The 24,996-nt window shown below is 73.3% G+C and carries 19 protein-coding genes and 2 pseudogenes; 15 read left to right on the top strand and 6 right to left on the bottom strand.

The features are described 5' to 3' along the window. The first annotated feature begins 29 nt into the window (after window positions 1-29). Window positions 30-2,171 (top strand): family 16 glycoside hydrolase, encoded by a 2,142-nt coding sequence (locus C1703_RS34515; RefSeq protein ID WP_198678484.1) that lies wholly within the window; start codon window positions 30-32, stop codon window positions 2,169-2,171. Here C1703_RS34515 and ligD read toward each other — a convergent pair. Further along, window positions 2,158-3,186, bottom strand: coding sequence for a non-homologous end-joining DNA ligase (gene ligD, locus C1703_RS34510; RefSeq protein ID WP_114256515.1), 1,029 nt, complete (start codon window positions 3,184-3,186; stop codon window positions 2,158-2,160). The genes C1703_RS34515 and ligD overlap by 14 nt on opposite strands. 74 nt (window positions 3,187-3,260) lie before the next feature. Here ligD and C1703_RS34505 point away from each other — a divergent pair, with 74 nt between their 5' ends. Continuing rightward, on the top strand, window positions 3,261-4,325 hold the full coding sequence (locus C1703_RS34505) for an ATP-dependent DNA ligase (protein ID WP_114256514.1): 1,065 nt from the start codon (window positions 3,261-3,263) through the stop codon (window positions 4,323-4,325). A 7-nt stretch (window positions 4,326-4,332) separates the two neighbouring features. On the opposite strand, the gene C1703_RS34500 is transcribed toward C1703_RS34505, so the two are convergent. Beyond that, window positions 4,333-5,523: a zinc-dependent alcohol dehydrogenase gene (locus C1703_RS34500; protein ID WP_114256513.1), complete on the bottom strand. Its 1,191-nt coding sequence runs from the start codon at window positions 5,521-5,523 to the stop codon at window positions 4,333-4,335. Between the two features lie 203 nt (window positions 5,524-5,726). On the opposite strand from C1703_RS34500, the gene C1703_RS34495 reads away from it, so the two are divergent. Next, entirely contained in the window at window positions 5,727-6,707 is a 981-nt protein-coding gene (locus C1703_RS34495; protein ID WP_114257737.1) for a DUF3048 domain-containing protein, read from the top strand. Window positions 6,708-6,748: 41 nt separating this feature from the next. On the opposite strand, the gene C1703_RS34490 is transcribed toward C1703_RS34495, so the two are convergent. Further along, window positions 6,749-7,213, bottom strand: coding sequence for a MarR family transcriptional regulator (locus tag C1703_RS34490; RefSeq protein ID WP_114256512.1), 465 nt, complete (start codon window positions 7,211-7,213; stop codon window positions 6,749-6,751). Between the two features lie 220 nt (window positions 7,214-7,433). Here C1703_RS34490 and C1703_RS34485 point away from each other — a divergent pair, with 220 nt between their 5' ends. The 8 genes from C1703_RS34485 (at window position 7,434) to C1703_RS34450 (ending at window position 14,791) form a co-directional block, all read left to right on the top strand. Then, window positions 7,434-8,189, top strand: a complete 756-nt coding sequence (locus C1703_RS34485) for a CoA transferase subunit A (RefSeq protein WP_114256511.1) — start codon at window positions 7,434-7,436, stop codon at window positions 8,187-8,189. Then, window positions 8,189-8,833 (top strand): CoA transferase subunit B, encoded by a 645-nt coding sequence (locus C1703_RS34480; RefSeq protein WP_114256510.1) that lies wholly within the window; start codon window positions 8,189-8,191, stop codon window positions 8,831-8,833. Before C1703_RS34485 ends, C1703_RS34480 begins: the two co-directional genes overlap by 1 nt. Further along, window positions 8,830-10,032, top strand: a complete 1,203-nt coding sequence (locus tag C1703_RS34475; protein WP_114256509.1) for a thiolase family protein — start codon at window positions 8,830-8,832, stop codon at window positions 10,030-10,032. The genes C1703_RS34480 and C1703_RS34475 overlap by 4 nt, the downstream gene beginning before the upstream one ends. A gap of 107 nt (window positions 10,033-10,139) precedes the next feature. After that, entirely contained in the window at window positions 10,140-10,913 is a 774-nt protein-coding gene (gene pcaH / locus C1703_RS34470) for a protocatechuate 3,4-dioxygenase subunit beta (protein WP_114256508.1), read from the top strand. Between the two features lie 6 nt (window positions 10,914-10,919). Then, complete coding sequence (pcaG, locus tag C1703_RS34465; RefSeq protein ID WP_114256507.1) at window positions 10,920-11,525, top strand: protocatechuate 3,4-dioxygenase subunit alpha; 606 nt, start codon at window positions 10,920-10,922, stop codon at window positions 11,523-11,525. Continuing rightward, window positions 11,522-12,817 (top strand): 3-carboxy-cis,cis-muconate cycloisomerase, encoded by a 1,296-nt coding sequence (pcaB, locus tag C1703_RS34460; RefSeq protein WP_114256506.1) that lies wholly within the window; start codon window positions 11,522-11,524, stop codon window positions 12,815-12,817. Before pcaG ends, pcaB begins: the two co-directional genes overlap by 4 nt. Next, window positions 12,814-13,935, top strand: a complete 1,122-nt coding sequence (gene pcaD / locus C1703_RS34455; protein ID WP_114256505.1) for a 3-oxoadipate enol-lactonase — start codon at window positions 12,814-12,816, stop codon at window positions 13,933-13,935. The genes pcaB and pcaD overlap by 4 nt, the downstream gene beginning before the upstream one ends. 64 nt (window positions 13,936-13,999) lie before the next feature. Beyond that, window positions 14,000-14,791 (top strand): SDR family NAD(P)-dependent oxidoreductase, encoded by a 792-nt coding sequence (locus C1703_RS34450; RefSeq protein WP_114256504.1) that lies wholly within the window; start codon window positions 14,000-14,002, stop codon window positions 14,789-14,791. Between the two features lie 87 nt (window positions 14,792-14,878). On the opposite strand, the gene C1703_RS34445 is transcribed toward C1703_RS34450, so the two are convergent. Beyond that, window positions 14,879-17,560 (bottom strand): AAA family ATPase, encoded by a 2,682-nt coding sequence (locus tag C1703_RS34445; RefSeq protein ID WP_114256503.1) that lies wholly within the window; start codon window positions 17,558-17,560, stop codon window positions 14,879-14,881. Window positions 17,561-18,109: 549 nt separating this feature from the next. Between C1703_RS34445 and C1703_RS39980 the strand changes: the two are divergent. Next, window positions 18,110-18,253: pseudogene (locus tag C1703_RS39980) on the top strand (DUF2510 domain-containing protein); the annotation flags it as partial. A gap of 1,044 nt (window positions 18,254-19,297) precedes the next feature. Then, window positions 19,298-20,164: pseudogene (locus tag C1703_RS34430) on the top strand (hypothetical protein); the annotation flags it as partial. 167 nt (window positions 20,165-20,331) lie between these two features. On the opposite strand, the gene C1703_RS34425 reads toward C1703_RS34430, so the two are convergent. Further along, on the bottom strand, window positions 20,332-20,940 hold the full coding sequence (locus C1703_RS34425; RefSeq protein ID WP_114256502.1) for a TetR/AcrR family transcriptional regulator: 609 nt from the start codon (window positions 20,938-20,940) through the stop codon (window positions 20,332-20,334). A 167-nt stretch (window positions 20,941-21,107) separates the two neighbouring features. On the opposite strand from C1703_RS34425, the gene C1703_RS34420 reads away from it, so the two are divergent. Next, window positions 21,108-21,911 (top strand): phosphatase PAP2 family protein, encoded by an 804-nt coding sequence (locus C1703_RS34420; RefSeq protein WP_114256501.1) that lies wholly within the window; start codon window positions 21,108-21,110, stop codon window positions 21,909-21,911. Then, window positions 21,908-22,855, top strand: coding sequence for a hypothetical protein (locus tag C1703_RS34415; protein ID WP_114256500.1), 948 nt, complete (start codon window positions 21,908-21,910; stop codon window positions 22,853-22,855). The genes C1703_RS34420 and C1703_RS34415 overlap by 4 nt, the downstream gene beginning before the upstream one ends. Here the strand turns inward: C1703_RS34415 and C1703_RS34410 are convergent. Further along, on the bottom strand, window positions 22,845-24,896 hold the full coding sequence (locus C1703_RS34410) for a phospholipase C, phosphocholine-specific (protein ID WP_114256499.1): 2,052 nt from the start codon (window positions 24,894-24,896) through the stop codon (window positions 22,845-22,847). The genes C1703_RS34415 and C1703_RS34410 overlap by 11 nt on opposite strands. Window positions 24,897-24,996 lie beyond the last annotated feature (100 nt).

Raw genomic sequence — 24,996 nt, 5'->3', positions numbered from 1 at the left:
GGGCCGCCCTGCTGGCCGCCCTGCTCGTGATGCTCGGCGTGCAGGCGATGCCCGCCGCCGGGCAGGCACAGGCGCCGGCCGCCGAACAGGTGCTCACCTGGACGGCCGGCAACGACATCGACAAGTACCTGTCGGCGCCGAAGACGGCGGTCGCCGGTCAGGCCACGATCGTCTTCGAGAACAGCACGGCCACCGGCAACACCACGGGCATGCCGCACACGCTGACGTTCGTGACGAGCGATCCCGAGTTCAACAGCGATGTGCAGCTCAACATCCTGGCCAATCCGAACGACGCCCAGGGCGGCAAGCACACCGCCCAGGTCACGCTCACCCCCGGCCGGTATTTCTACCACTGCACCATTCCCGGCCACGGCCAGATGCAGGGCATCCTCACGGTGACCGAGGGCACCGGCGAGGACACCACGGCGCCCGAGGCGTCGGCACACGTCAGCGGCACGCAGAACACGCAGGGCCAGTACGTCGGTTCGGCGAGCGTGGCGCTGCACGCCACCGACACGGGCGGCTCCGGGCTCGACCGGATCGAGTACGCGATCGGCGACACGGGTGCCTGGCAGCCGTACACCACGCCGGTCGTGATCGACCAGGTCGGCGACCACAAGATCCGCTACCGGGCGTTCGACAAGGCGGGGAACGTCTCCGCCGAGAAGAGCGCCGCGTTCACGGTCGTGGCACCGCAGTCGGACGACACCACCGCGCCGGAGACCTCGGCGACGGTGAGCGGTGAACGCGACGCGAGCGGGGCGTACGTCGACATGGCGACGGTCACCGTCTCCGCGTCCGACACGGGCTCCGGGGTCAACACCATCGAGTACGCGATCGGCTCCGGCGCCTGGCAGCCGTACACCGCGCCCGTGATGGTGCACCAGGTGGGCGAGCACACCGTCCGCTACCGCGCCACCGACAAGGCGGGCAACGTGGCGGCCGAGAAGAACGTGCGGTTCACGGTGGTCGCGGCGCCGCCGCAGGACACGACCCCGCCGGTGACGGGCGTGACCGTGGAGGGCACGAAGAACTCCGACGGGGCGTACGTCAACAGCGCCCGGGTGACCGTCACGGCGACCGACGCGCACGGTTCGGGCGTCGAGCGGATCGAGTACTCGCTGGACGGCGGCCCTTACCTGGCGTACTCGGCGCCGGTGGTGGTGGACCGGGCCGGTGCGCACACCGTGGCGTACCGGGCGACCGACAAGGCCGGCAACACCTCGGCGGCCCGCACGGTGACCTTCACGGTCGTCTCCGGCGGGGTCCCGGCGCCGAACTGCCCGGAGTACGACGAGCGGCTGACGGTGTTCGTCGGCACGGTCGACTCGGGGGTGCGCAACCGCGTGACCGACAACCGGTGCCGGATCGGCGAGCTGATCGAGGACGAGAAGGAGTGGACGTCCCACGCGCTGTTCCTCAAGCACGTCACGTCCGTCCTGGACGCGCTGCTGAAGGAAGGCGTGATCGACCAGCGCGAGTACAACGCGATCCGCAAGGCGGCCCGCCAGTCGGGCATCGGCAAGCCGGGGCAGACCGCGGGCTACCGGGCGATCTTCGACGGCAGCGCGGAGTCCCTGGCCAAGTGGCAGCACGTGGGCGGCGGTTCGTTCGGGCTGAACCCGGACGGGACGATCACCTCCAGCACCACCACCCCGGGCATGGGCATGCTGTGGTTCCCGCAGCGCAAGTACGGCGACTTCTCGCTGAAGCTCCAGTGGCGTGACGACGCGCCCGGCACCGGCAACGCCAACTCAGGCGTCTTCGTGCGCTTCCCGTGGGTCCACGACCACCCGGAGGAGTCCCGGCCCGAATGGGTCGCCATCAAGTACGGGCACGAGGTGCAGGTGCTCGACCGGCCCGACGGCGACCTGTACAAGACCGGGTCGGTCTACGGATTCGACCGGGTCGGTCTCGCCGGTGCCGGGGTGACGCAGAAGGGCACCTGGAACGACTACGAGATCCGGGTGGAGGGCCAGCACTACTCGGTCTTCCGCAACGGCGTGCTGATCAACGAGTTCGACAACACCGGCGGCCAGGAGTTCAGCCCGCCCCGCGCGGACGACCCGGGCACGGACGGGCGGCGCTTCGCCTCCGGCTACGTCGGGCTCCAGGTGCACGGCACCACGGACGTGGTCTCGTTCCGTGACATCCGGATCAAGGAGTTGTAGGAGGCGCCTGTTTGCGGGCCCTGCTCGGCTGTACCCGTCTGGGCTCCCCCGGCATCTTCGGATACTCGGGCGGGTACGGCAGGTCGCCCAGACCGTGGTCGTGCTCGTCACGGCGGGCGAGGTCGAGCAGGGCCTCCAGTGAGTAGCGGTGGTCGTCCATGTCCGCGTGCACATCGCCGAGTTCGGCGAAGCGCGCGGGCATGGTCGCGAGGTCGAAGTCCCGCGGGTGCGCGACGCCGACCTCCTCCCAGCGCAGGGGCGCGGAGACGGGGGCGTGCGGGCGGGGGCGTACGGAGTAGGCGGAGGCGATCGTGCGGTCGCGGGCCGTCTGGTTGTAGTCCAGGAAGATGCGCTCGCCGCGCTCCTCCTTCCACCACTTGATGGTGACCTGCTCCGGCATCCGCCGTTCCATCTCCCGGCCGACGGCGATGGCGGCGCGCCGGACCTGGGTGAAGGTCCAGCGCGGCTCGATGGGCACGAACACGTGCAGGCCCCGGCCGCCGGAGGTCTTGGGGAAGCCGCGCAGTCCGCCGAACTCGTCGAGCACGGCCCGCAGTTCGTGGGCGGCGCGGACGGCGTCCGCGTAGTCGGTGCCGGGCTGCGGGTCGAGGTCGATGCGCAGTTCGTCGGGGCGGTCGACGTCGTCGCGGCGCACCGGCCAGGGGTGGAAGGTGAGCGTGCCGAACTGGGCGGCCCACACCACCGCGCCGACCTCGGTCGGGCACATCTCGTCGGCGCTGCGGCCGCTGGGGAAGGTGATGTGCGCGGTCGGGATCCAGTCGGGCATGTTCTTCGGCGCCCGCTTCTGGAAGAAGTTCTCGCCGCTCACGCCCTCGGGGTAGCGCTCCAGGGTGGTCGGCCGGTCGCGCAGGGCGCGCAGGATGCCGGGGCCGACGGCGATGTAGTAGCGGGCGAGGTCCAGCTTGGTGAAACCGCGCTCCGGGAAGAAGACCTTGTCCGGGCTGGACAGCCGTACGGTCCGGCCGTCCACCTCCAGTTCCACCGCGTCACCCATGCTCGCCACGGTAGGCGTAGCCCGCGCACCGCGCATATCGGGCGCACCAGGTCATACGGGCGCAGAATCGAGCCATGGATCTGCCGGTGATGCCCCCTGTCCTGCCGATGCTCGCCAAGTCCGTGGCGGCGATCCCCGCGGGCATGCAGTACGAGGCGAAGTGGGACGGTTTCCGGGCGATCGTGTTCCGGGACGGGGACGAGGTCGAGCTGGGCAGTCGTACCGGGAAGCCGTTGACCAGGTACTTTCCCGAGCTGGTGACGGCCGTGCGGGAGCGGTTGCCCGAGCGGTGCGTGGTGGACGGGGAGATCGTGATCGCGCGGGAGGGGCGGCTGGACTTCGACGCGCTGACGGAGCGGATCCACCCGGCGGACTCGCGGGTGCGGATGCTGGCCGAGCGGACACCGGCCTCTCTGGTCGTCTTCGACCTGCTGGCGCTCGGGGACGAGTCGCTGATGGACGCCCCGCTGACCGACCGGCGGGAGCGGCTGTCCGAGGAGCTTTCCGGGGTGCGGGCTCCGGTGCACCTGGCGCCGGCGACCACGGACATCGAGGTGGCGCGGCAGTGGTTCGAGGAGTACGAGGGCGCGGGTCTGGACGGGGTCGTGGCCAAGCCGCTGACCGTGCGCTACCGCCCGGACGAGCGGGCCATGTTCAAGATCAAGCACGAGCGGACGGCGGACGTCGTCGTCGCCGGGTACCGGCTGCACAAGAGCGGTCCGGTGGTGGGCTCGCTGCTGCTCGGGCTGTATGACGAGCGGGGCACGCTGCAGCACGTGGGCGTCTCCGCCGCGTTCACGATGAAGCGGCGGGCCGAGCTGGTGACGGAGCTGGAGCCGCTGCGCATGGACGACGTGGCGGGGCATCCGTGGGCGGCCTGGTCCGAGGAGGCCGCGCACGAGACGGCCCGGCTGCCGGGGGCGCCCAGTCGCTGGTCGGCCAAGAAGGACCTGTCCTGGGTGCCGCTACGGCCCGAGCGGGTGGCCGAGGTGGCGTACGACCACATGGAGAACGGGCAGCGCTTCCGGCACACCGCCCGCTTCCGCCGCTGGCGCCCGGACCGGACCCCGGAGAGCTGCACGTACGCCCAGCTCCAGGAGCCGGTCCGCTACGACCTGGCGGAGATCCTCGGGGCCTGAGCGGGGATCAGGGCTGCATCAGCACCTTGACCGCGCCGTCCTGCTTGCGCTGGAACATGTCGTACGCGTGCGGCGCCTCGGAGAGCGGCACCCGATGGGTGGCGAAGTCGTCCACGCCGAGCGGGTCCTCGTCGGTCAGGTACGGGATGATGTCGTCGCTCCAGCGGCGGACGTTGGCCTGGCCCATGCGCATCTGGATCTGCTTGTCGAACAGGGTGAGCATCGGCATCGGGTCGGCCATGCCGCCGTAGACACCGGAGAGCGAGATGGTGCCGCCGCGGCGCACCAGGTCGATGGCGGTGTAGAGGGCGGCGAGGCGGTCGACGCTGAAGCGTTCGGCGAACGGGCCGCTCAGCTTGCGGGGCATGATCGCCGTGGCCTGCTGGGCGAGCTTGGCGGCCGCGCTGCCGTGGGCCTCGGTGCCGACGGCGTCGATCACGGCGTCGGGACCGCGTCCGTCGGTCTCGTCGCGGATCGCGGCGACGAGTTCCTTCTCGTCGTCGAAGGACCTGAGGTCGTACGTCTCCACGCCCCGCGCGCGGGCCCGGCTCAGCCGCTCCGGGACCAGGTCCACGCCGAACACCCGTCCGGCGCCACGCACCTGGGCGATGCGGCAGGCCATGTCGCCGATGGGTCCGAGGCCGAGCACGGCGATGCTGCCGCCCTGGGGGATGTCGGCGTAGGCGACCGCCTGCCAGGCGGTGGGCAGGACGTCGGAGAGGTAGACGAAGCGGTCGTCGGGCGGCCCCTCGGGGACCTTGATCGGGCCGTACTGGGCCTGCGGGACGCGCAGGTACTCGGCCTGGGCGCCGGGCACCGAGCCGTACAGGCGGGTGTAGCCGAACAGGGCGGCGCCCATGCCCTCGCCGTGGACCTGGGTGGTCTCGCACTGGGTGGGGAGGCCGGTGAGGCACATCCAGCAGTTGCCGCAGGCGATCTGGAACGGCACCACCACCCGGTCCCCCACCTGGAGGTCCGGGACGCCGGCGCCGACCTCCTCGACGATGCCCATGGGTTCATGACCCAGGATGTCGCCCGGGGTCATGAACGGCGTGAGCACCTCGTACAGGTGCAGGTCGGAGCCGCACAGCCCGCTGGAGGTGATGCGGATGATCGCGTCCGTCGGTTCCTGGAGCTGCGGATCGGGCACGTCCTCCACGCGCACATCCCGCTTGCCCTGCCAGGTCACTGCCCTCATCGCTACGCGCTCCCTCCGTCGGCGTGCGCGTCGGTCGGTCGGCGAGACCCGGGTACCCGGGCGTCCCGCGCTGAACCTTGGGCCGATCGGCGGACACCGCGCGGACACCACCACGCCAAGAACGATCGGGTATGGCCATCGATGGTCAGATAAGCGCACAATCAAGACAGATCGATGACAAGGGCGCGGTGGCGACGGTGGGCATGGGACGAGGGGCGCGCGGACGGCGCGCCGCGACGACAGCGGCACTGCTGGCCGCCACGGTGACGGCCACCCTGGCGGCGGGCTGCACGAACGGGGGCGGCACCACCGACGACGGACGGGGCTCGGCCCGGGAGTCGCGGCAGGAGACCTCCCCCTCGGCGCCCGGCCGCTCCGTCCTCGCCGTGAAGATCGACAACGCCCGCGCGGCCCGGCCGCACACGGGCGTCGACGCCGCGGACGTGGTGTACGTGGAGCAGGTCGAGGGCGGGCTGAGCCGGCTGATGGCGGTGTACGCGACCAAGGTGCCGAAGACCGTCGGCCCGGTGCGCAGCGCACGCGAGTCGGACCTGGAGCTGCTGCGCCAGTTCGACCGGCCCACCCTCGCCTTCTCCGGCGCGCAGAAGAAGCTCCTGCCGCTGATCGACCGGGCACCGCTGCGGGCGGAGACCCCGGGCAGCACCCCCGACGCCTTCTTCCGCGACTCCGGCCGGCCCGCCCCGTACAACCTCTTCCTGCGGCCCGAGCGGCTCGTGCCCGAGACCCCCGGCCAGTCCGCCCTGACCACCGGTTTCCGCTACGGCTCCGCCCCGGCGGGCGGCACGGCGACGGCCTCGCAGACGGTGCGCTACCCGGCGGCCCGTTTCACCTTCACCTGGTCGGACGCCCGGGACCGCTGGCTGGTCGGCATGGACGGCGCGCCCGCCACGACCGCCGACGGCAAGCGGATGGCGGCCGCGACGATCGTCGTGCAGTACGTCACGGTGCGCGAGTCCGCCTTCCGTGACTTCCTCGGCAACAACACGCCGTACACCGAGACGGTCGGCTCGGGGAAGGCGAAGGTGCTGCGGGACGGACGGGCCTACGACGTGAACTGGAAGCGCGCGGAGGCCGCCGACGGTACGGCGTTCACCACCGGCGACGGCACGCCGGTGAACTTCGCGAAGGGCCAGGTGTGGGTGGTGTACGCCAAGGCGTCCTGACCCTCCCGCACGGGTCGCACGGACCGCACGGGTCGCGCCGGTCAGCCGGGCGCCACCAGGGGCTCCTCGGGGTTGCGGAGCCCCTCGGCCGCGTCCGCCACCCGCCGGATGAGGTCGAAGAACACCGTCCGCTCCTCGGCGGTCAGCGGGGCGAGGAAGACCTGGTTCATCCGCGCGGTGCGCACGGTCAGCTTGCGGTGCGTGCGCACGCCCTCGTCCGTGAGGCGCAGCAGGAAGCGGCGGCCGTCCTGCGGGTCGCGCACCTTGTCGAGCAGTCCGCGCCGGCCGAGCCGGCTGATCACCTCGGCGACCGTGGACCGGTCGAGCCCCACCCGCTCCCCCACCGTGCGCTGGTCCAGTCCCGGCTCGGCGACGAGGGCGTTGAGGACCGCGAACTGCGGCGAGGTGATCTCCTCGGAGACCATCGTGTTCCACAGCAGGTAGTGGGCCTGCTGGAGCCGCCGGGCCAGGTGCCCGGGGTGGGTGGTGAGGTCCGCCGCCGCCATGTGCACCCCTCGCTCGTCTTCGCCGCTCGTATTCGTTGGTGCACTGAACGATACCCGGCCACGAACCGGGCTGTCTGCCGTCCGCGATGACGGTGAGTGCCGAAGAATGCAAGGTCTTGACGCCCGGCCGCCCCGGTGGCAGCGTGAGGAAAGCTTCGCGGAAATAATCAGTGCCCTGATTAATTCGGTCGGGTCGCTCGGAAGAGATGGGGCTTCTCGGATGGACAAGGTGGTCGCCACAGCCCTGGAGGCGGTGGCCGACGTGCCGGACGGCGCGTCGCTCGCGGTGGGCGGTTTCGGGCTGAGCGGTGTGCCGAACGTACTGATCCAGGCGCTCCACGAGCGCGGGGTCGCCGGGCTGTCGGTGGTGTCCAACAACTGCGGGGCGATGGAGTCCGGCCTCGCGGTCCTCCTCGCCGCCGGCCGGATCGCCCGGGTCACGGGCTCCTACATCGGCGCCAACAAGGAGTTCGCCCGGCAGTACCTGGCCGGCGAGCTGGAGGTCGAGCTGATCCCGCAGGGCACGCTCGCCGAGCGGCTGCGGGCCGGCGGCGCCGGGATCCCCGCCTTCTACACCCCGGCCGGGGTGGGCACCCAGGTCGCCGACGGCGGACTGCCGTGGCGCTACGACGGGGAGGGCGGCGTCGCGCTGGCCTCGCCGCCGAAGGAGGTCCGGGAGTTCGACGGCACCCCGTACGTGCTGGAGCGGGGCATCCGCACCGACTTCGCCCTGGTCCGGGCAGCGAAGGGCGACCGGCACGGGAACCTGGTGTTCAACAAGTCCGCCCGCAACTTCAACCCGCTGGCCGCGATGGCCGGGCGGATCGCGATCGCCGAGGTCGAGGAGCTGGTGGAGCCCGGCGAGATCGACCCGGACGCGGTGCACCTGCCGGGCGTCTTCGTGCAGCGGGTGCTCGCGCTCACCCCGGAGCAGGCGGCGGACAAGCAGATCGAGCAGCGGACGGTGAGGTCCTGATGGCCTGGACGCGCGAGGAGATGGCCGCGCGGGCGGCGCGGGAGCTGAGGGACGGCCAGTACGTCAACCTCGGCATCGGCCTGCCCACGCTCATCCCGAACTACCTCCCCGAGGGCGTCGAGGTCGTCCTCGAATCCGAGAACGGCATCCTCGGCACCGGCCCCTACCCCACCGAGGACACCGTCGACCCGGACCTGATCAACGCCGGGAAGGAGACCGTGACGGTCCTGCCGGGTGCGTCCTTCTTCGACTCGGCCCTGTCCTTCTCGATGATCCGGGGCGGGCACATCGACGTCGCCGTGCTCGGTGCCATGCAGGTGTCGGAGAAGGGCGACCTCGCCAACTGGGCCGTGCCCGGCAAGCTGATCACCGGCATCGGCGGGGCCATGGACCTGGTGCACGGCGCCCGCACGGTCGTGGTCGTCATGACCCACACCGCCAAGGACGGCTCGCCGAAGATCCTCACCGAGTGCGCCCTGCCGCTGACCGGCAAGGGCTGCGTGAACCGGATCATCACCGACCTGGGCGTCCTCGACGTCACCGGTGACGGGCTCGTGCTGGTGGAGACCGCGCCGGGCGTGACCGCCGACGAGATCGTGGCGAGGACCGACGCCCCGCTGACCGTGCCGGAGGGCGTGAAGTGAAGGACGTCTACATCGTCGACGCGGTCCGTACGCCGATCGGCCGCTACAACGGGGCACTGGCCGGCGTGCGTCCGGACGACCTGGCCGCGCACGCCATCCGCGAACTCCTCGCGCGGACGCCGGAGCTGGACCCGGCCCGGATCGAGGACGTGTACCTCGGCAACGCCAACGGCGCCGGCGAGGAGAACCGCAACGTCGGCCGCATGGCCGCCCTGATCGCGGGGCTGCCCACGTCCGTACCGGGCGTGACCGTCAACCGGCTGTGCGCGTCCGGCCTCGAGGCCGTGATCCAGGCGGCCCGGGCCATCGCGCTCGGCGACGCCTCGATCGCCCTGGCCGGCGGGGTCGAGTCGATGACGCGGGCGCCGTACGTCCTGCCGAAGAGCGACAAGCCCTTCCCGGCCGGGCACACCGAGCTGTACTCCACGACCCTCGGCTGGCGCATGGTCAACCCGCGCATGGAACCGCAGTGGACGATCCCGCTGGGCGAGAGCGCGGAACTCATCGCCGACAAGCACAAGATCGGCCGGGAGCAGCAGGACGAGTTCGCGCTGCGCAGCCATGAGAAGGCCGCGGCGGCACAGCGACAGGGGTTGTTCGAGGGCGAGTCGGCGCCCGTGACGATTCCGCGGCGCAAGGGCGACCCGCTCGTCTTCGCCACCGACGAAAGCGTCCGTCCGGATGCCTCCCTGGCGGCGATGGCCAGGCTGAAGCCGTCCTTCCGCCAGGAGGGCGGGACGGTGACGGCGGGCAACGCCTCGCCGCTCAACGACGGCGCGGCGGCGCTGCTGCTCGTCGACGAGGAGGGGCTGCGGGCCACGGGGCGCGAGCCGCTCGCCCGCGTCCGGGCGACGGGCGTCTCCGCGACCGACCCGCACTACTTCGGACTGGCGCCCGTCGAGGCCGTGAACCGGGCCCTGGCGAAGGCGGGCAAGGGGTTCGGCGACCTGGCCGTGCTGGAGCTGAACGAGGCGTTCGCGGCGCAGGTGCTGGGGTGTGTGGCCGAGTGGCCCGAGTTCGATCCGGCGATTCTCAATCCGCAGGGTGGTGCGATCGCGCTCGGGCATCCGCTGGGCGCGTCCGGGGCGCGGCTCGCCGGCACGGTTGCCCATCAGCTCGCGCGGCGTGGCAGTGGCGTCGGTGTCGCCACGCTGTGTATCGGGGTGGGTCAGGGCCTCGCGCTCGTCCTGGAACGGTAGACGTTCCGCTGCGGGCCGGATGTGGCTGGTCGCGCAGTTCCCCGCGCCCCTTCGAGGCGCGATCCCCGCCCCCGTCGACGAGAACCGTACGAACCTCTGGGACCCCCATGACTCTCACACAGCACGACATCGATCAGGAGATCGCGGCCGAGCACGCCGCGTACGAGAAGCGGCTCGCCGGCGGCGGGCCCGTCGAGCACCATCCGCGCCGCGACTACGCGCCGTACCGCTCCTCGGTGCTCCGCCATCCGAAGCAGCCACCGGTCACCATCGACGTCAGCAAGGACCCGGAGCTGGTGGAGCTGTCCTCCCCGGCCTTCGGGCAGCGGGACATCACCGAGATCGACAACGACCTCACCCGGCAGCACCCCGGCGAGCCGATCGGCGAGCGCATCACCGTCTCCGGGCGGCTGCTGGACCGCGACGGCCGCCCGGTGCGCGGCCAGCTCGTGGAGATCTGGCAGGCCAACTCGGCGGGCCGCTACGCCCACCAGCGCGAGCAGCACGACGCCCCGCTGGACCCGAACTTCACCGGCGTGGGCCGCACCCTGACCGACGACGAGGGCCGCTACCACTTCACCACCATCCAGCCGGGCCCGTACCCGTGGCGCCAGCACCTCAACGCCTGGCGGCCGGCGCACATCCACTTCTCGCTCTTCGGCACGGCGTTCACCCAGCGCCTCGTCACGCAGATGTACTTCCCGAGCGACCCGCTGTTCCCCTACGACCCGATCATCCAGTCGGTGACGGACGACGCGGCCCGGCAGCGCCTGGTCGCGACGTACGACCACAGCCTGTCGGTGCCGGAGTTCTCGATGGGCTACCACTGGGACATCGTGCTGGACGGCCCGAACGCCACCTGGATCGAGGAAGGGCGCTGAGCTGCCATGACGAAGATCGACACCAGCAGGCCGGAGAGCGTGCTGCCCACCCCGTCGCACACCGTCGGCCCGTTCTACGGCCACGCCCTGCCGTTCCGCGGCGGCGAGGACATCGCGCCCGCCGGGCACCCGGACACGATCACCGTGCACGGCTACGTCACCGACGGCGAGGGTGAGCCGCTGCCCGACGCCCTGATCGAGCTGTGGGGCCCGGACCCGGCAGGCGACCTGCCGACCGCCGACGGCTCGATGCGGCGCGACCCTGCCTCGGGCGGCTTCCTGGGGCGCAACGGCGTGGAGTTCACCGGCTGGGGCCGCATCCAGACCGACACGAACGGGCACTGGTACGCGCGCACCCTGCGGCCGGGAGCGCGCGGGCGGAACGCCCCCTACCTCAGCGTGTGCGTCTTCGCCCGGGGGCTGCTCGTGCACCTGTACACCCGGATCTACCTGCCGGGCGACGCGACGGCGCTCGCCGCCGACCCGCTGCTGTCCCGGCTGGACGACGGGCGCCGCGACACGCTGATCGCCACGGAGGAGGCGAGCGGCACGTACCGTTTCGACATCCGCCTTCAGGGCGAAGGCGAGACGGTCTTTCTGGAGTTCCAGTGACACCTGACCCTGGCGACACCGGACTGCTCGGCCCCGGCTGGACCGGCTCGCCGGCCGCGTCCGCCACGAACGACGAGGCATGGCTGCGGGCGCTGCTCGACGCGGAGGCAGCCCTGACCCGGGCCCAGGCGGCGCTGGGGCTCGCCCCGGCCGAGGCGGCCACGGCGGTCACCGGGGCGGCCGGCTCCGGCGGCTTCGACGTACGGTCCCTGGCCGGGCGGGCCCGGGCGGGCGGCAACCCCGTGATCCCCCTGGTCGCGGACCTCACGAAGGCCGTCGGCGACACGTACGGCCCCTACGTGCACCGGGGTGCGACCAGCCAGGACATCATGGACACCGCGACGATGCTGGTCGCCGCGCGGACGCTGGACCTGCTCCTCGCCGACCTCGACCGCACCGCACAGGCCCTGTCCCGCCTGGCCGCCGAGCACCGCGACACCGCGATGCCGGGGCGGACGCTCACCCAGCACGCCGTACCGACCACGTTCGGGCTGAAGGCGGCCGGATGGCGGTCACTGGTCCTCGACGCGCGGGACCGGGTCCAGGCCGTACGCGCCTCCCTGCCCGTCCAACTCGGTGGCGCGGCGGGCACGTTGGCCGCGTTCGGGGCGTACGGCGCCGACGATCCGACCGCGCTGCCGGTGGCGTACGCCCGCGAACTCGGCCTGCGGGCACCCGAGCTGCCCTGGCACACCCTGCGGACACCCGTCGCCGATCTCGCCGGGTGCCTGGCGTTCACGGCGGGCGCGCTCGGCAAGGTCGCCGTGGACGTCCTCACCCTGTCGCGCACCGAGATCGCCGAGGTCGCGGAGGGCAGTGGCGGGGGTTCGTCCGCCATGCCGCACAAGGCCAACCCCGTACGGTCCACCCTGATCGCCGCCGCCGCGCGGCGGGCGCCCCAGCTCGCGGCCACGCTGTACGGATCGCTGGCGGCGGAGGACGAGCGGCCGGCCGGGGCCTGGCACGCGGAGTGGGAGCCGCTGCGGGACCTGCTGCGGCTGGCCGGCGGGGCCGCCCGGGACGCCGTCGAACTGGCGGAGGGACTGCGGGTCAGGCCCAAGGCCATGCGTGAACACCTGGATCTCACCGACGGGTTGATCGTGTCCGAGCGGCTGTCGGCCGAGCTGGCCCCGGTGCTGGGCCGGGCCCGGGCCAAGGAACTGCTCACCCGGCTGGCTTCCGAGGGGCGCCCGCTCGCCGAGGCGCCCGAGCTGGCGAAGACCGACCTCGACCCGACCCACTACACGGGCTCCGCGGGGGCCCTCACCGACCGTGCCCTGGAGCGACGTTGACGCTGCTGAACCACCGTGCCGAAGGCCCCGCCGCCGCGCCGCCCCTGCTGCTCGGTCCCTCCCTCGGCACGTCGTACGCCCTGTGGGACAAGGTGGCGCCCGAGCTGTCGATCACGCACCGGGTGGTGCGCTGGGACCTGCCGGGGCACGGCGGTTCGGCGGCTGACCTCATCGAGGCGGGTGCCACGGTCGGTGACCTCGCCGGGCTGGTGCTGGCGCTGGCCGACTCGCTCGGGATCGAGCGGTTCGCGTACGCGGGCGTGTCCCTGGGCGGGGCCGTGGGGCTGCATCTCGCGGTGCACCACCCGCAGCGGCTGTCGTCGCTGGCCGTGATCTGCTCGTCGGCCCACTTCAACGGAGCCGGGCCGTGGGAGGAGCGGGCCGCGCTGGTGCGGCGGGAAGGGCTGGCCGGGCTGGCGGAGAGCGCGGACTCCCGCTGGTTCACCGCCGGGTTCACCGTGCCGGGGCTGGTGGAGGACCACCGCCGGGCCGACCCGGAGGCGTACGCCGCCTGCTGCGACGCGCTCGCCGCGTTCGATCTGCGGGACCGGCTGGCCGAGATCAGCGTGCCGACCCTGCTGATCGCCGGCCGCGACGATCCCGCGACACCGCCCGCGCACCTGCGGGAGATCGCCGACGCGGTGCCCGGCGCGGCGCTCGTCGAGATCCCCGGCGCCTCGCACCTGGCGCCCGCGCAGTGCCCGGAGGCGGTGCTGACCGCGCTCCGCGCCCACCTGGGCGGGCCGGCCCGACGCGGGATGGAGGTGCGGCGCGAGGTCCTCGGCGACGCGCACGTCGACCGGGCCCAGGCCCGGCAGACGCCCTTCACGGCCCGCTTCCAGGACTTCATCTCGCGCTACGCCTGGGGCGAGATCTGGACCGACCCGACGCTGTCGCGCCGCGAGCGCAGCATGATCACCCTCACCGCGCTGGTCGCGCACGGCCACTACGACGAACTGGCCATGCACGTCCGGGCGGCCCGCCGGGGCGGCCTCACCCCGGAGGAGATCGGCGCGGTGCTGCTGCAGACGGCGGTGTACTGCGGGGTGCCGGCGGCGAACTCGGCGTTCGCGACGGCCCAGCGGGTGCTGGCGGAGGAGGACGGCGCGGGAGGGTGACCCTGCCGGTCGTACGCTCGGCAGCAGCTCGCCCGGGGCCGCCCGGCGTGCCTACGGTGGGGGCATGTCCACCATCCTGATCACCGGCGCCACCTCGGGTCTCGGCCGGTACGTGGCCTTCGAACTGGTCCGCTCGGGGCATGTCGTCCTCGTCCACGGCCGGGACGCGGACCGCACCGGGCGGCTGGCCGAGGAGCTGCGGACCGAGGGGGACGCCGAGGCGTTCGTCGCCGACCTGGCCTCGCTGGCGCAGGTGCGCGAGCTGGCCGGGCATGTCGCCGACGCGCATCCCGAGCTGGACGTACTGGTCAACAACGCGGGCGTGGGCTTCGGGACGCCCGGGGCGGGCCGTGAGCTGAGCGCCGACGGGCACGAGCTGCGGCTCGCGGTCAACTACCTCGCGCCGGTCGTGCTGACCCGGGCCCTGCTGCCGGTGCTGCGGGCGAACGCGCCGGCCCGGATCGTCAACGTCGGCTCGGCCGGTCAGGAACCCCTCGTCTTCGAAGACCCCGAGTTCAGCCGCGGCTACGACGGCGTCTCGGCGTACTGCCGCAGCAAGTTCGCGCTCGCCGCGCACACCTTCGCGCTCGCCGAGGAACTGGACGGCACCGGTGTCTCGGTGAACGTGCTGCACCCGGCGACCTACATGGACACGGCGATGGTCCGCGAGGCGGATGTCACGCCGTGGAGCACGGTCGCCGACGGGGCGGCGGGTGTGCTGGCCCTGGCCACGCGGGAGCCGGGCACCGGCCGGTACTTCGACGGGACGCGTCCGGCACGGGCCCATGAGGCGGCGTACGATCCCCGGGTCCGCGAGCGACTCGCCGCGGTGACCGCGCAGTTGCTCGGCGTCTGAGCCAGGGCCTGTCGTTTGGGTCAGGTCGCAGGAATGCGACGGTGCTTTTCAGACCCCGCGTCTGCGGCGTGATCCGAACGACAGGCCCTAACCCCGTCCGGCGCCCTTCTCCAGTTCCGCGCGGGCCCGGGCCGCGAGTCCGTCCGCGCCGCAGGAGAGCGCCAGGTCCAGGCCGCGCCGGAGGTCGGTCACCGAGCGGGCGGCGATGCCGTACTCGACGCGGGCCGCCGCGTGCTCGTACTGGCAGGGCGAGGCCTCCAGGTAGGTGACGGCCTGGCCGGCGAGCCGTACCGCGCGCTGGCCGGTCTCCAGGGCGGCGGCGCAGCGCAGGGCCTCGCCTATGGCGGTGTCCGTGCCGAAGCGCTCGGCCTGGCGGCGGACGTCGACGGCGAGCCGGGCGGCGCGGGCCGGGTCCTCGGTGGCGAGGGCGCGGGCGAGGTCGGCCGCCCAGGGGACGAGCACCGGGTTGTGGTGGCCGCGCGCTGCCGCCGCCTTCTCGGCGGCCTCCAGCTCGTTGACGCCGTCCTTGGTGCGGCCCACGGCCAGCAGCAGCCGGCCGCGCACCGAACGCGGGTCCGGCAGCACGATGGTGGACGGGTAGGGCGGGGCGAAACCGTAGTGCTCGGCGACGTCCCAGGCCTCCTGGACGTGGCCGCGGGCCAGGAGCGTGTCGACGAGGTTGCAGGTCGCGGACCAGTACAGGGGCAGACCGCGGCCGACGCGCTCGGCGAGGCGCAGCGACTCGCGCAGGGACGCCTCCGCCTCCCTCAGCCGGCCCCGCCTGCGGTGCCCCAGCCCGACGTAGGCGTGGGCCAGGGCGAGGTGGCCGCCGCTCCAGCCGGCCGTCTCGTAGGCGCGCAGGGCTTCGTTGTAGAGGGTCTCGGCGCGGTCGAGGCGGTCGGTGAAGGCGTACGCGTTGGCGAGCATCAGCAGCAGTTCGATGCCCCACTCGGTGTCGGTCCAGCCGAGGCCGGGGGCCAGGCGGCCGTTGACCAGGGCGCGGTCGCACAGTTCGGCGACCACCTCGGCGTTCTCGCCGTGCATCAGGGCGTCGAAGCCGCGCAGGATGAGCAGGGCGCGTTCGGAGTTGTCCCGGCCGGTGCAGGTGCTCGCGAGGTCGGCGAGGCGCCGGGAGCGGTCGGGTGCGGTGGCCTCGCCGGCGTGGATGCCCTCCCACATGAAGTGCACGGCCTGGAGCCGCATCCGGGCGGGGCCGGGTGCGAGCCGGGCGGCCTCCGCCTCGACCGTGCGGACGGCCTCCTCCAGCTGGTCGTTGTGGAGCAGCGCCTGGGAGAGGCGGAAGACGGCGTCCACGCGCTTCTCGCCGTCGAGGCCGGGCATGGAGAGCGCGGTCCGCAACTGGCTGATGGTGCGGGCGGGGGCGGTGAGGAAGGTGGCCTCGGCCAGTTCGTACAGCACGTGCGGGTGGATATCGGGCCGGGGCGGTTCCTTCAGGGCGCGCTCCAGACAGCGGCGTGCGGCGTCGGGGGCGCCGACGGCGAGGTGCTCGCGGGCGGCCTCGCGCAGCTGCCCGACGAGTTCCTCGTCGTCGTCCGGGTGGACCTCCAGGAGGTGCCGGGCGGCGGCCGCGGCGCCGTGCCCCTCGTCGGTGACGATGCGGGCGGCGATGCCGTGCATGGCGGTGCGCAGGGCGTCCGGGATGGAGTTGTAGACGGCGGTGGCGATGAGCGGGTGGACGAACTCCAGGTCGCCGTCGGCGGTGCGGCCGGTCGCGGGGTCCGGGGCGGTGAGGATGCGGGCGGCGCGCAGGAGTCCGGCGCAGCGGCGGGCTTCGTCGGGCTTGAGGGTGGCGAGCTTGGCGACGAGGTCGATGGAGATGCCGGTGCCGAGGATGGCGGCGGCCCACGCGAACCGCGTGGCGTCGATGCCGAGTTCCTCCAGGCGGGCGACGAGGCCGCCGCCGCGGGCCGAGCGGTTCAGCTCGCGCAGTTCCCCGGCCCGGGCCTCGACCGGTTCGAGTTCGCTGTCCTGCACCTTGGCGAGGAGTTCGACGGTGTCGTAGGGGTTGCCGGCGGTGACGGCCCAGACCTCGCGGCAGAACGCGGCGTCGGCGTGCTGGCCCAGGGTGGCGCGGGTGAGTCCGGCCGTGGCGTCCGGGGTGAGGGCGCTGAGGGTCGTGACGGGGCCGGCCGCGGCGGCGACCCGGTCGAGGTGACGGGCGCTCGTGCCGGAGACCTCGTCCGGGCGGCGGGTGACGACGACCAGGACGGGCATCTCGTCGATGCGCTCGGCGAAGGAGGCGAGCCAGTGCAGCGTCTCCTGGTCGGCCCAGTGGGCGTCGTCGATCAGCAGCACCAGCGGCCAGTCCCGGCGGGCGAGCCGGCGCACGGCGGCGACCAGGCCGTCGCACACGCCCTGCGGGTCGGCCTGCCGGTCGCCGGGGTCCGCTATGCCGAGGGCGGGGCCGGCGATGTCGTACCAGTCGCCGAGGTACTCGCGGGCCTCCTCCGGCAGCATCGACACCAGCGCCGGTTGCAGTAACTGCCGTACCACGTTGAAGGGGACGGACCGGAGGGTCTCGCCGCCGCGGGCCGACCAGACCGTGCAGCCGCGGGCCTCGGCGATGCGGCGGGTTTCGGCCAGCAGCGCGGTCTTGCCGAGTCCGGCCTCGCCGCGGAAGACCAGCAGCCCGCCGGACGAGGAGCGGTCCGCGCACAGGCTGTCGACCGCCCGCGTGACGGCGGCGACCTCCTCGTCGCGCTCCCACAGGGAAGCCGAGGCGGCGGCCGTGGGCCGTACCTCCGTCATCCCGCTACCTCCCCAAGTCGCCCGAACGACGTACAGACGTCGAGCGTAGCCGTCCGATTGCCCGAGTGGAGGATGGTCGGGGCACCTGTTGCCGTGACGGGTGACACGGGGTGCGGCGGGGCGACGCATCCGGGTCGTCACCAGCCGGTCTGCGGGTCAACGGCGTGCAATTGCACGGGAGGTGACGGTCCCTCACGGAGCCGGGCGGGTACCGGCCGACGGGGTGCTGCTCGCCAGGGCGGTGGGCCGTCTCCTCGAGTGGGACGAGTTCGGCGTCCCCGACCGCTTCGCGACGATCACCGCGGCGCGGTTCCTCACGCCGGAGGGCGGCGGTGAGACCGGACGGGTGAGGACGTGCGGTCCGCCGGGCCGTGCCGTTCACGCTCGGGGTTTCCTTCCGTCCCGCCTCGGCGGCACTTTTCGGCCGACTGCCAGGGAGCGGCTGGGGCTTGCACCGTCGGCCTGCCGCAGGTCCGCGCGGCGGCTTGTGGAACGACCGACTCCGACTCCTCTCATGCCTCTTTCACCGACGCCTCATACGGTGGGGGCATGACGCAGGAGACGCCTCCCGGGTGGTACCCCGACCCCGGACAGACAACTGACGGGCCCGCCACGGAACGCTGGTGGGACGGCAAGGCCTGGACGGACCGCATCCGCCCGGCACAGCCGCCCGCGCCCTGGGGTCCCCCGGCAGCGGGCGCTCCGCCCGCTGCCCCGGCCCCTGACGCAACGCCGCCGAACACCGCGACGCCCGCGGGGCAGCCGACCGCCGCGGGACAGCCGGCCGGCTCCGCACAGCGGGAAGCGGGACAGCCGACCGGCACCGAGGCGGCATCGGCGGCTTCCGGGCAGCCGGGAGTCGCCGGGGAACCGGGCGCCGCGGGACAGCCGACCGAGCCGATCACCCCCGAAGCCCCCGGGCATCCGGGCGCTGCCGGCCAGCCGGAAGCCGCCCAGGCACCAGACGCCGCGGGGCAACCGACCGGACCGGGCACCCCCGAAGCCCCCGGGTATCCGCGCGCTGCCGGCCAGCCGGAAGCCGCCCAGGCACCAGACGCCGCGGGACAGCCGACCGGACCGGGCACCCCCGAAGCCCCCGGGTATCCGGGCGCTGCCGGCCAGCCGGAAGCCGCCCAGGCACCAGACGCCGCGGGACAGCCGACCGGACCGGGCACCCCCGAAGCCCCCGGGTATCCGGGCGCTGCCGGCCAGCCGGAAGCCGCCCAGGCACCAGACGCCGCGGGGCAACCGACCGGACCGGGCACCCCCGAAGCCCCCGGGTATCCGGGCGCTGCCGGCCAGCCGGAAGCCGCCCAGGCACCAGACGCCGCGGGGCAACCGACCGGACCGGGCACCCCCGAAGCCCCCGGGTATCCGGGCGCTGCCGGCCAGCCGGAAGCCGCCCAGGCACCAGACGCCGCGGGGCAACCGACCGGACCGGGCACCCCCGAAGCCCCCGGGTATCCGGGCGCTGCCGGCCAGCCGGAAGTCGCCCAGGCACCAGGCGCCGCGGGGCAACCGACCGGACCGGGCGCCCCTGGAACCCCCGGAGCCCCGGGGTATCCGGGCGCTGCCGGGCAGCCGGGAGTCGCCGGGCATCCCGGGAACCCCGGGCACGCGGCAGCCGCCGGGCAAGCGGCAGGCGTCGGGGCTCCGGCAGCGGCCGGATATCCGGCAGCCGTCGGGAATGCGGCCGGCGCCGGGTACCCGCCCGGGCCCGGGTATCCGGGAGCCGGGTATCCCCCCTACCCCGCCGCGCCGCCGGCCGGCAAGGGGCGGGGGTTGCGGACCGGGATAGCCGTGGGGGTGGCTGTCGTCGTGCTCGCCAGCATCGGTGTCGGCGTGTACGCGCTGACCGACAACGGCGGCTCGGGCGGCGGTACGGCCACCTCCCAGGGCCCGGGCGGCCAGGGCGGGCCCTTCGGCGGGCCGGGCGGAACCGGGGGCTCGGGTGGATCCGGGGGGTCCGGCGAGTCCGGGGGTTCTGGCGGTTCCGGGGGGCCTGGCGACTCCGGGGGGTCGGGGGGTGGGAGTCCGGAGCCCGGGCAGCCTCGGCAGTCCGAGCCTCCGAAGGTCAGGAGCGGGTCCGTGACCGACGCCGTCAGTGGGATCAGCCTGCCGGTCCCGAAGGGCTGGTACGGCCAGGAACTCAACGTCGGCGCGCAGGTGACGTCCGACGACTCCTACAAGTGCCCCGGCGACACCTCCTCGACGTGCACCAAGGGCGGCGCGTACTCCGCCCCGGCGTTCGCCCTCGGCACGAAGGGCGACACCGCCGAGGAGATCGCGAAGGCGGACATCGCGGCGAACGCCGAGGAGTCCTACGGCGGCAAGTCCTACGGCGGGATCACCTCCCACGACGTGCTGGCCTCCGAGGCGGTGACCGTCGCCGGGCAGAAGGGCTACCTGGTCCGCTGGAAGGCCGTCACCCGCAAGGGCGCCGACGGCATCGTGGAGTCGCTCGCGTTCCCCTCCCCGGCGAACGGGAAGCAGATGGTCGTGGTGCGCTTCGGCGTCGACGCCGACCAGAAGGAAGCCGTCCTGGACGAGATCACCAAGGGCATCAAGGTGTCGACGGGCGGTGGCACCGGCCAGGACGTCTGATCCGTCTGATCCGCTGAGGGCGCTCCCCCGGCACGGTCGGCCGGGTGGGGCGCCCCCGCCGCTCACAGGGGAACCCCACCCGGCCGGCGGGTGCGCGCCGCCCCCGTCCCCACGGGTCGGCGCGGTCGGGTCACCGTCCGGTCATCCGGCGGACGGCGGCCCGGGTCTCAGGTCAGGCCCAGCGCGGGCAGGACGGCGGCCTCCACAAAACGCACCAGGTAGTCCGGGTCGGCCGATTCACCGTCCAGCAAGGGGCGCAGGCGCAGCACGCCGAGCAGCTGCGCCGGGATGTACTCCAGCGCCGGATGATCCGCCGGCACCTCACCCCGTTCGACCCCGCGCCGGATGATCTCCCGCAGCGCGGCGATCTCCGGCTCGAGCACGGCCTCGCGCAGCGCGCGCTGCAACTCCGGGTCCTGCGTGGCGGCGTGGGCGAGCGCCTGGAGGAGTCGGGTGTCCCGGCCCGACAGGTCGCCCATCGCCCGGGCCGCCGCGCGCAGGTCGTCGGCGAGCGAGCCGGTGTCGACGCAGCGCGTCCGCCGGTGCGAGCGCAGCGCCGCCGCCACGAACTGGGGCTTGGTCTTCCACTGACGGTAGAGCGTGGACTTGCTGCACCGGGTGCTGGCGGCGATCCCCTCCATGGTCAGGGAGTCGTAGCCGCACTCGCGGAGCTGCTCCAGCACGGCGTCGAAGAACTCCTGCTCACGCTCCGGCGTGATCTTGGAGCGGCGCGAGGAACCGACCTGCTCGGGCCGGTCCGCAGCCTGCGACGTCATCGGCGGTGCTCCTGGCTGTCGTCGGGCGGCCGGAAAATTCCCGGCCGGCGGTGTGTCGTACGTCTATCGATACGCCAGTGTACCGGTACGCCGCCGTATCGGTACACTGCCGTATCGGTACGCACTCGTACCGATAACAGCACCACCGTCACCGAAGGGGCCGGGGGATGAATGCCCGCACCGAGCCTGCGCCGGCGGGGTCCGACGCGATAGCGCGACCGCCGCTCGTCCGGGAGCTCCTGCTCGTCGCAGGGCTCTTCCTCGTCTACAAGTTCGGCCGGCAGCTGGCCACGGGCCACACGGGCGAGGCCTTCCGCAACGCGCACCGCGTGTGGGATGTCGAGCGAGCGGTCCATCTGCCCGGCGAGGGGGCGGTGCAGTCCCTGCTGCTGCACGGCGACGGCCTCGCGCACCTCGCGAACACCTACTACGCGACCGTCCACTTCCCGGTCACCGTCGCCTTCCTGGTCTGGCTGTACCTGCGCCGCCCGGCTCACTACGTCTGGGCCCGCCGGGTGCTGGCCGCGGTCACCGCCGCCGCCCTGGTGGGGCATCTGCTGTTCCCGCTGGCCCCGCCGCGCATGCTGGCCGCGACCGGCCTGGTGGACACCGCGCGGCTGTACGGGCCGTCGGTGTACGGCGATCCCGCGACCGACACGCTGTCGAACCAGTTCGCGGCGATGCCGTCGCTGCACTTCGGCTGGGCGCTGATGGTGGCGATCGGCCTGATCGTGGCGACCCGCTCGCGCCTGCGGTGGCTGTGGCTGCTGCATCCGCTGCTGACCCTGCTGGTGATCGTCGGCACCGCGAACCACTACTGGCTGGACGCGATCGTGGCGACGGCCCTGCTCGGCCTCGCCCTCGCCGTGCTCCAGCCGCCGCACCGCACGGCGACCACGGCCGGCCGCGCGCAGGACACGCTCGTGCCGGCGCGGCGGGACGAGCAGGCACTCGTGGGGGCGGGCCGGTGAACGCCGTCCTCGTCGCCGTCGCCCTGTCCCTCGTCTCCGCCGTCGCCTACGCGACGGCCGCGGTCGCCCAGGAGCGGCTCGCCGCCCGCTCCCCCGGCTCGGGCGCGCTGCGGCTGCTGGGCAGCGGCGCCTGGTGGTGGTCGGTCGGGCTGAACGCGGCGGCCGCGCTGCTGCACGTGGTGGCGCTGCGGTACGGCCCGCTGACCGTGGTCCAGCCGCTCGGCGCGCTCACCCTGGTCGCGGCGGTGCCCCTGGGGGCGCGGATGGCGGGGCGGCGGGTGCGCGCGGTCGAGTGGCAGGGCACCGCGCTGACGCTGCTCGGCCTGGCCGCGATCCTGGTCACGGCGTCCGGTCCGGCCCCCGAGGACGTGCTGAGCGTGCCGGAGGCCGTGGCGGTCGCGGGCGCCACCGCGGCCCTCATCGGGATGCTGTCCCGGCGGGGCGCCCGCCCCGGGCTGCGGCACGCGACCGCGTCCGGGGTCGCCTCCGGGGTCGCCTCGGCGCTCACGCAGACCGTGACGGTGGCCGCGACGGACCGGACCGGTCCGCTGCTGAGCGTCCAGGTGGTCGGGGTGGCGCTGCTCGTGGCGGCCTTCGCGGCCGGCGGGCTGCTGCTGTCGCAGACGGCGTACCAGGGCGGCCTGGGCGGCCCGCTGGCGATGGTGACCCTGGCCAACCCGCTGGCCGCCGCGGTGATCGGCCTGTCGCTGCTGGGCGAGCGCCTCCAGGGCGGCCCGGCGGGCGTGCTGCTCGCGCTCGCCGGGGCGGGGCTGGCGTCCTGGGGCGTGGTCCTGCTCAGCAGGGCGGCACCCCGGGAGGAGGCCGCGGACGACGACCATCCGGTGGCCGCCGTCCTGGCCCTGGAGCCCGGCTCGGCGACGGCCGAACCGGCGCTGGTGCCCCGGCCGCACGATCCGGGGCACCTCACCACGGCTACGCGGTGATGATCGCCGGGTCGCTCACACCCGGCTTGCCGTTCTCGACGTGCCCCGCGAACCGCCGCAGGAAGGACGCGTCGCCCTCGGCGGTGACGGTCAGGTCGTACCAGCGGCGGCTGGCGGCGAGTTCCACGGTCCGGCACACCTTCGCGCCCGGACGGACGGTGACGGTCGAGGGCCTGCCGCCGTAGCCGTTGACGAGCTTCAGCCGTACCGTGCCGGAGCCCTTGTTGGTGAAGGTCAGCTCGAGGTCGTCCCCGGCGTGGCGTGCGGTGACCTCGCAGCCGGCCGTCCCGTTCGAGCCCTTGAAGACGCGCACGAAGCCGTTCGGGCCGTGCACGGTCAGGTCGTAGGACCCCTGGGAGTACGCCGAGTTCCAGGTGTCCTGGATCGTCTTGCCGGCCTCGGTGGTGTACGTCCAGGGGCCGTCGGCGCGGTTGCCGGAGGTGACGTGGAAGGCGCCGCCCGCCTTCGGTCCGGAGGCGAAGGTGAGGGTGAGCTTCCCGGCCGCCGCGTCGACGGCGGCGTCCACGAGCGGGGCGTACTTCAGCGGCCGGGAGCGGCGCAGGCCGGGTTCCTGCCGGGGCATGCGCGGGTCGGCGGGCGGGGTCGGCTTGTAGTCGGGGTGGCGTTCGCGGTCCTGCGGCTCGTACGCGTCAGTGCCGGGCAGCGGGGCCGGGCGGGCGTCCTTGCGGGAGAAGTCGAACGCGGCCGTCAGGTCACCGCAGATCGCCCGGCGCCACGGCGAGATGTTCGTCTCGCGCACGCCGAAGCGGCGTTCCATGAACCGCAGGATCGAGGTGTGGTCCAGGGTCTCGGAGCAGACGTAGCCGCCCTTGCTCCACGGCGAGACGACCAGCATCGGCACCCTGGGGCCGAGGCCGTACGGCCCGGCCGTCTTCTTGCCGTCGCCCGGGAAGAGGTCGAGGGAGACGTCGACGGTGGACCGGCCGCGGGAGGCGTCCTTCGGCGGCAGCGGCGGCACCACGTGGTCGAAGAAGCCGTCGTTCTCGTCGTACGTGATGAACAGGGCCGTCTTCGACCAGACCTCCGGGTTGGAGGTGAGGGCGTCCAGGACCTGGGCGATGTACCAGGCGCCGTAGTTCGAGGGCCAGTTGGAGTGCTCGGAGAAGGCCTCGGGGGCGGCGATCCAGGAGATCTGGGGCAGCTTGCCGGCCTTGACGTCGGCGCGCAGCAGGTCGAAGTAGCCGTCCCCGGCCTTGGCGTTCGTGCCCGTGCGGGCCTTGTCGTACCACGGGTCGCCGGGCTGGGCGTTGCGGTACTTGTCGAAGTAGAGCAGCGAGTTGTCGCCGTAGTTGCCGCGGTAGGCGTCCTCGATCCAGCCCCAGGAGCCCTTGGCGTCGAGGCCGTCGCCGATGTCCTGGTAGATCTTCCAGGAGATGCCGGCCTGCTCCAGGCGCTCGGGGTAGGTGGTCCAGCCGTAGCCGAGTTCGGCGTTGTCCAGGACGGGGCCGCCGCCGGTGCCGTCGTTGCCCGTGTACCCGGACCACATGTAGTAGCGGTTCGGGTCGGTGGAGCCGATGAACGAGCAGTGGTAGGCGTCGCAGACGGTGAAGGCGTCGGCGAGGGCGTAGTGGAAGGGGATGTCCTCGCGGGTCAGGTACGCCATGGTCGTGGTGCCCTTGGCGGGCACCCACTTGTCGTACTTGCCGCCGTTGTAGGCCTGCTGGCCGTCGGGCCAGGAATGCGGCAGGCCCTCCAGGAACTGCATGCCGAGGTCGTCGGCGTCCGGGTGGAACGGCAGGATCTCCTTGCCGTCCTTCTCCTGGTGCCAGACCGGTTTGCCGTTGTCGAGGGTGACCGGGCGGGGGTCGCCGAAGCCGCGGACGCCTCTCAGGGTGCCGAAGTAGTGGTCGAAGGAACGGTTCTCCTGCATGAGGACGACGATGTGCTCGACGTCCTCGATCGACCCGGTGCGGTGGTTGGCCGGGAGCGCGGCGGCGCGCTGGATGCTGGCGGACAGCGCGCTGAACGCCGTGGTGGCACCCGCGAGTTGGAGAAAGCGGCGCCGGTTGACTTCGGACATGAAGGACAGACCTCTCATCCTGAGGTGCGGGATGGCCGGAACGTGACGGAATCTGCGCGGAAGGAGTGTTTCAGGGACACCAAACGTCAAGGAAGGGGCT

The organism is Streptomyces sp. Go-475 (genome assembly GCF_003330845.1).
GTDB lineage: Bacteria > Actinomycetota > Actinomycetes > Streptomycetales > Streptomycetaceae > Streptomyces.
The sequence above is the reverse complement of the archived record's forward strand: the minus strand, read 5'-3'. Positions and strand labels throughout refer to the sequence as shown.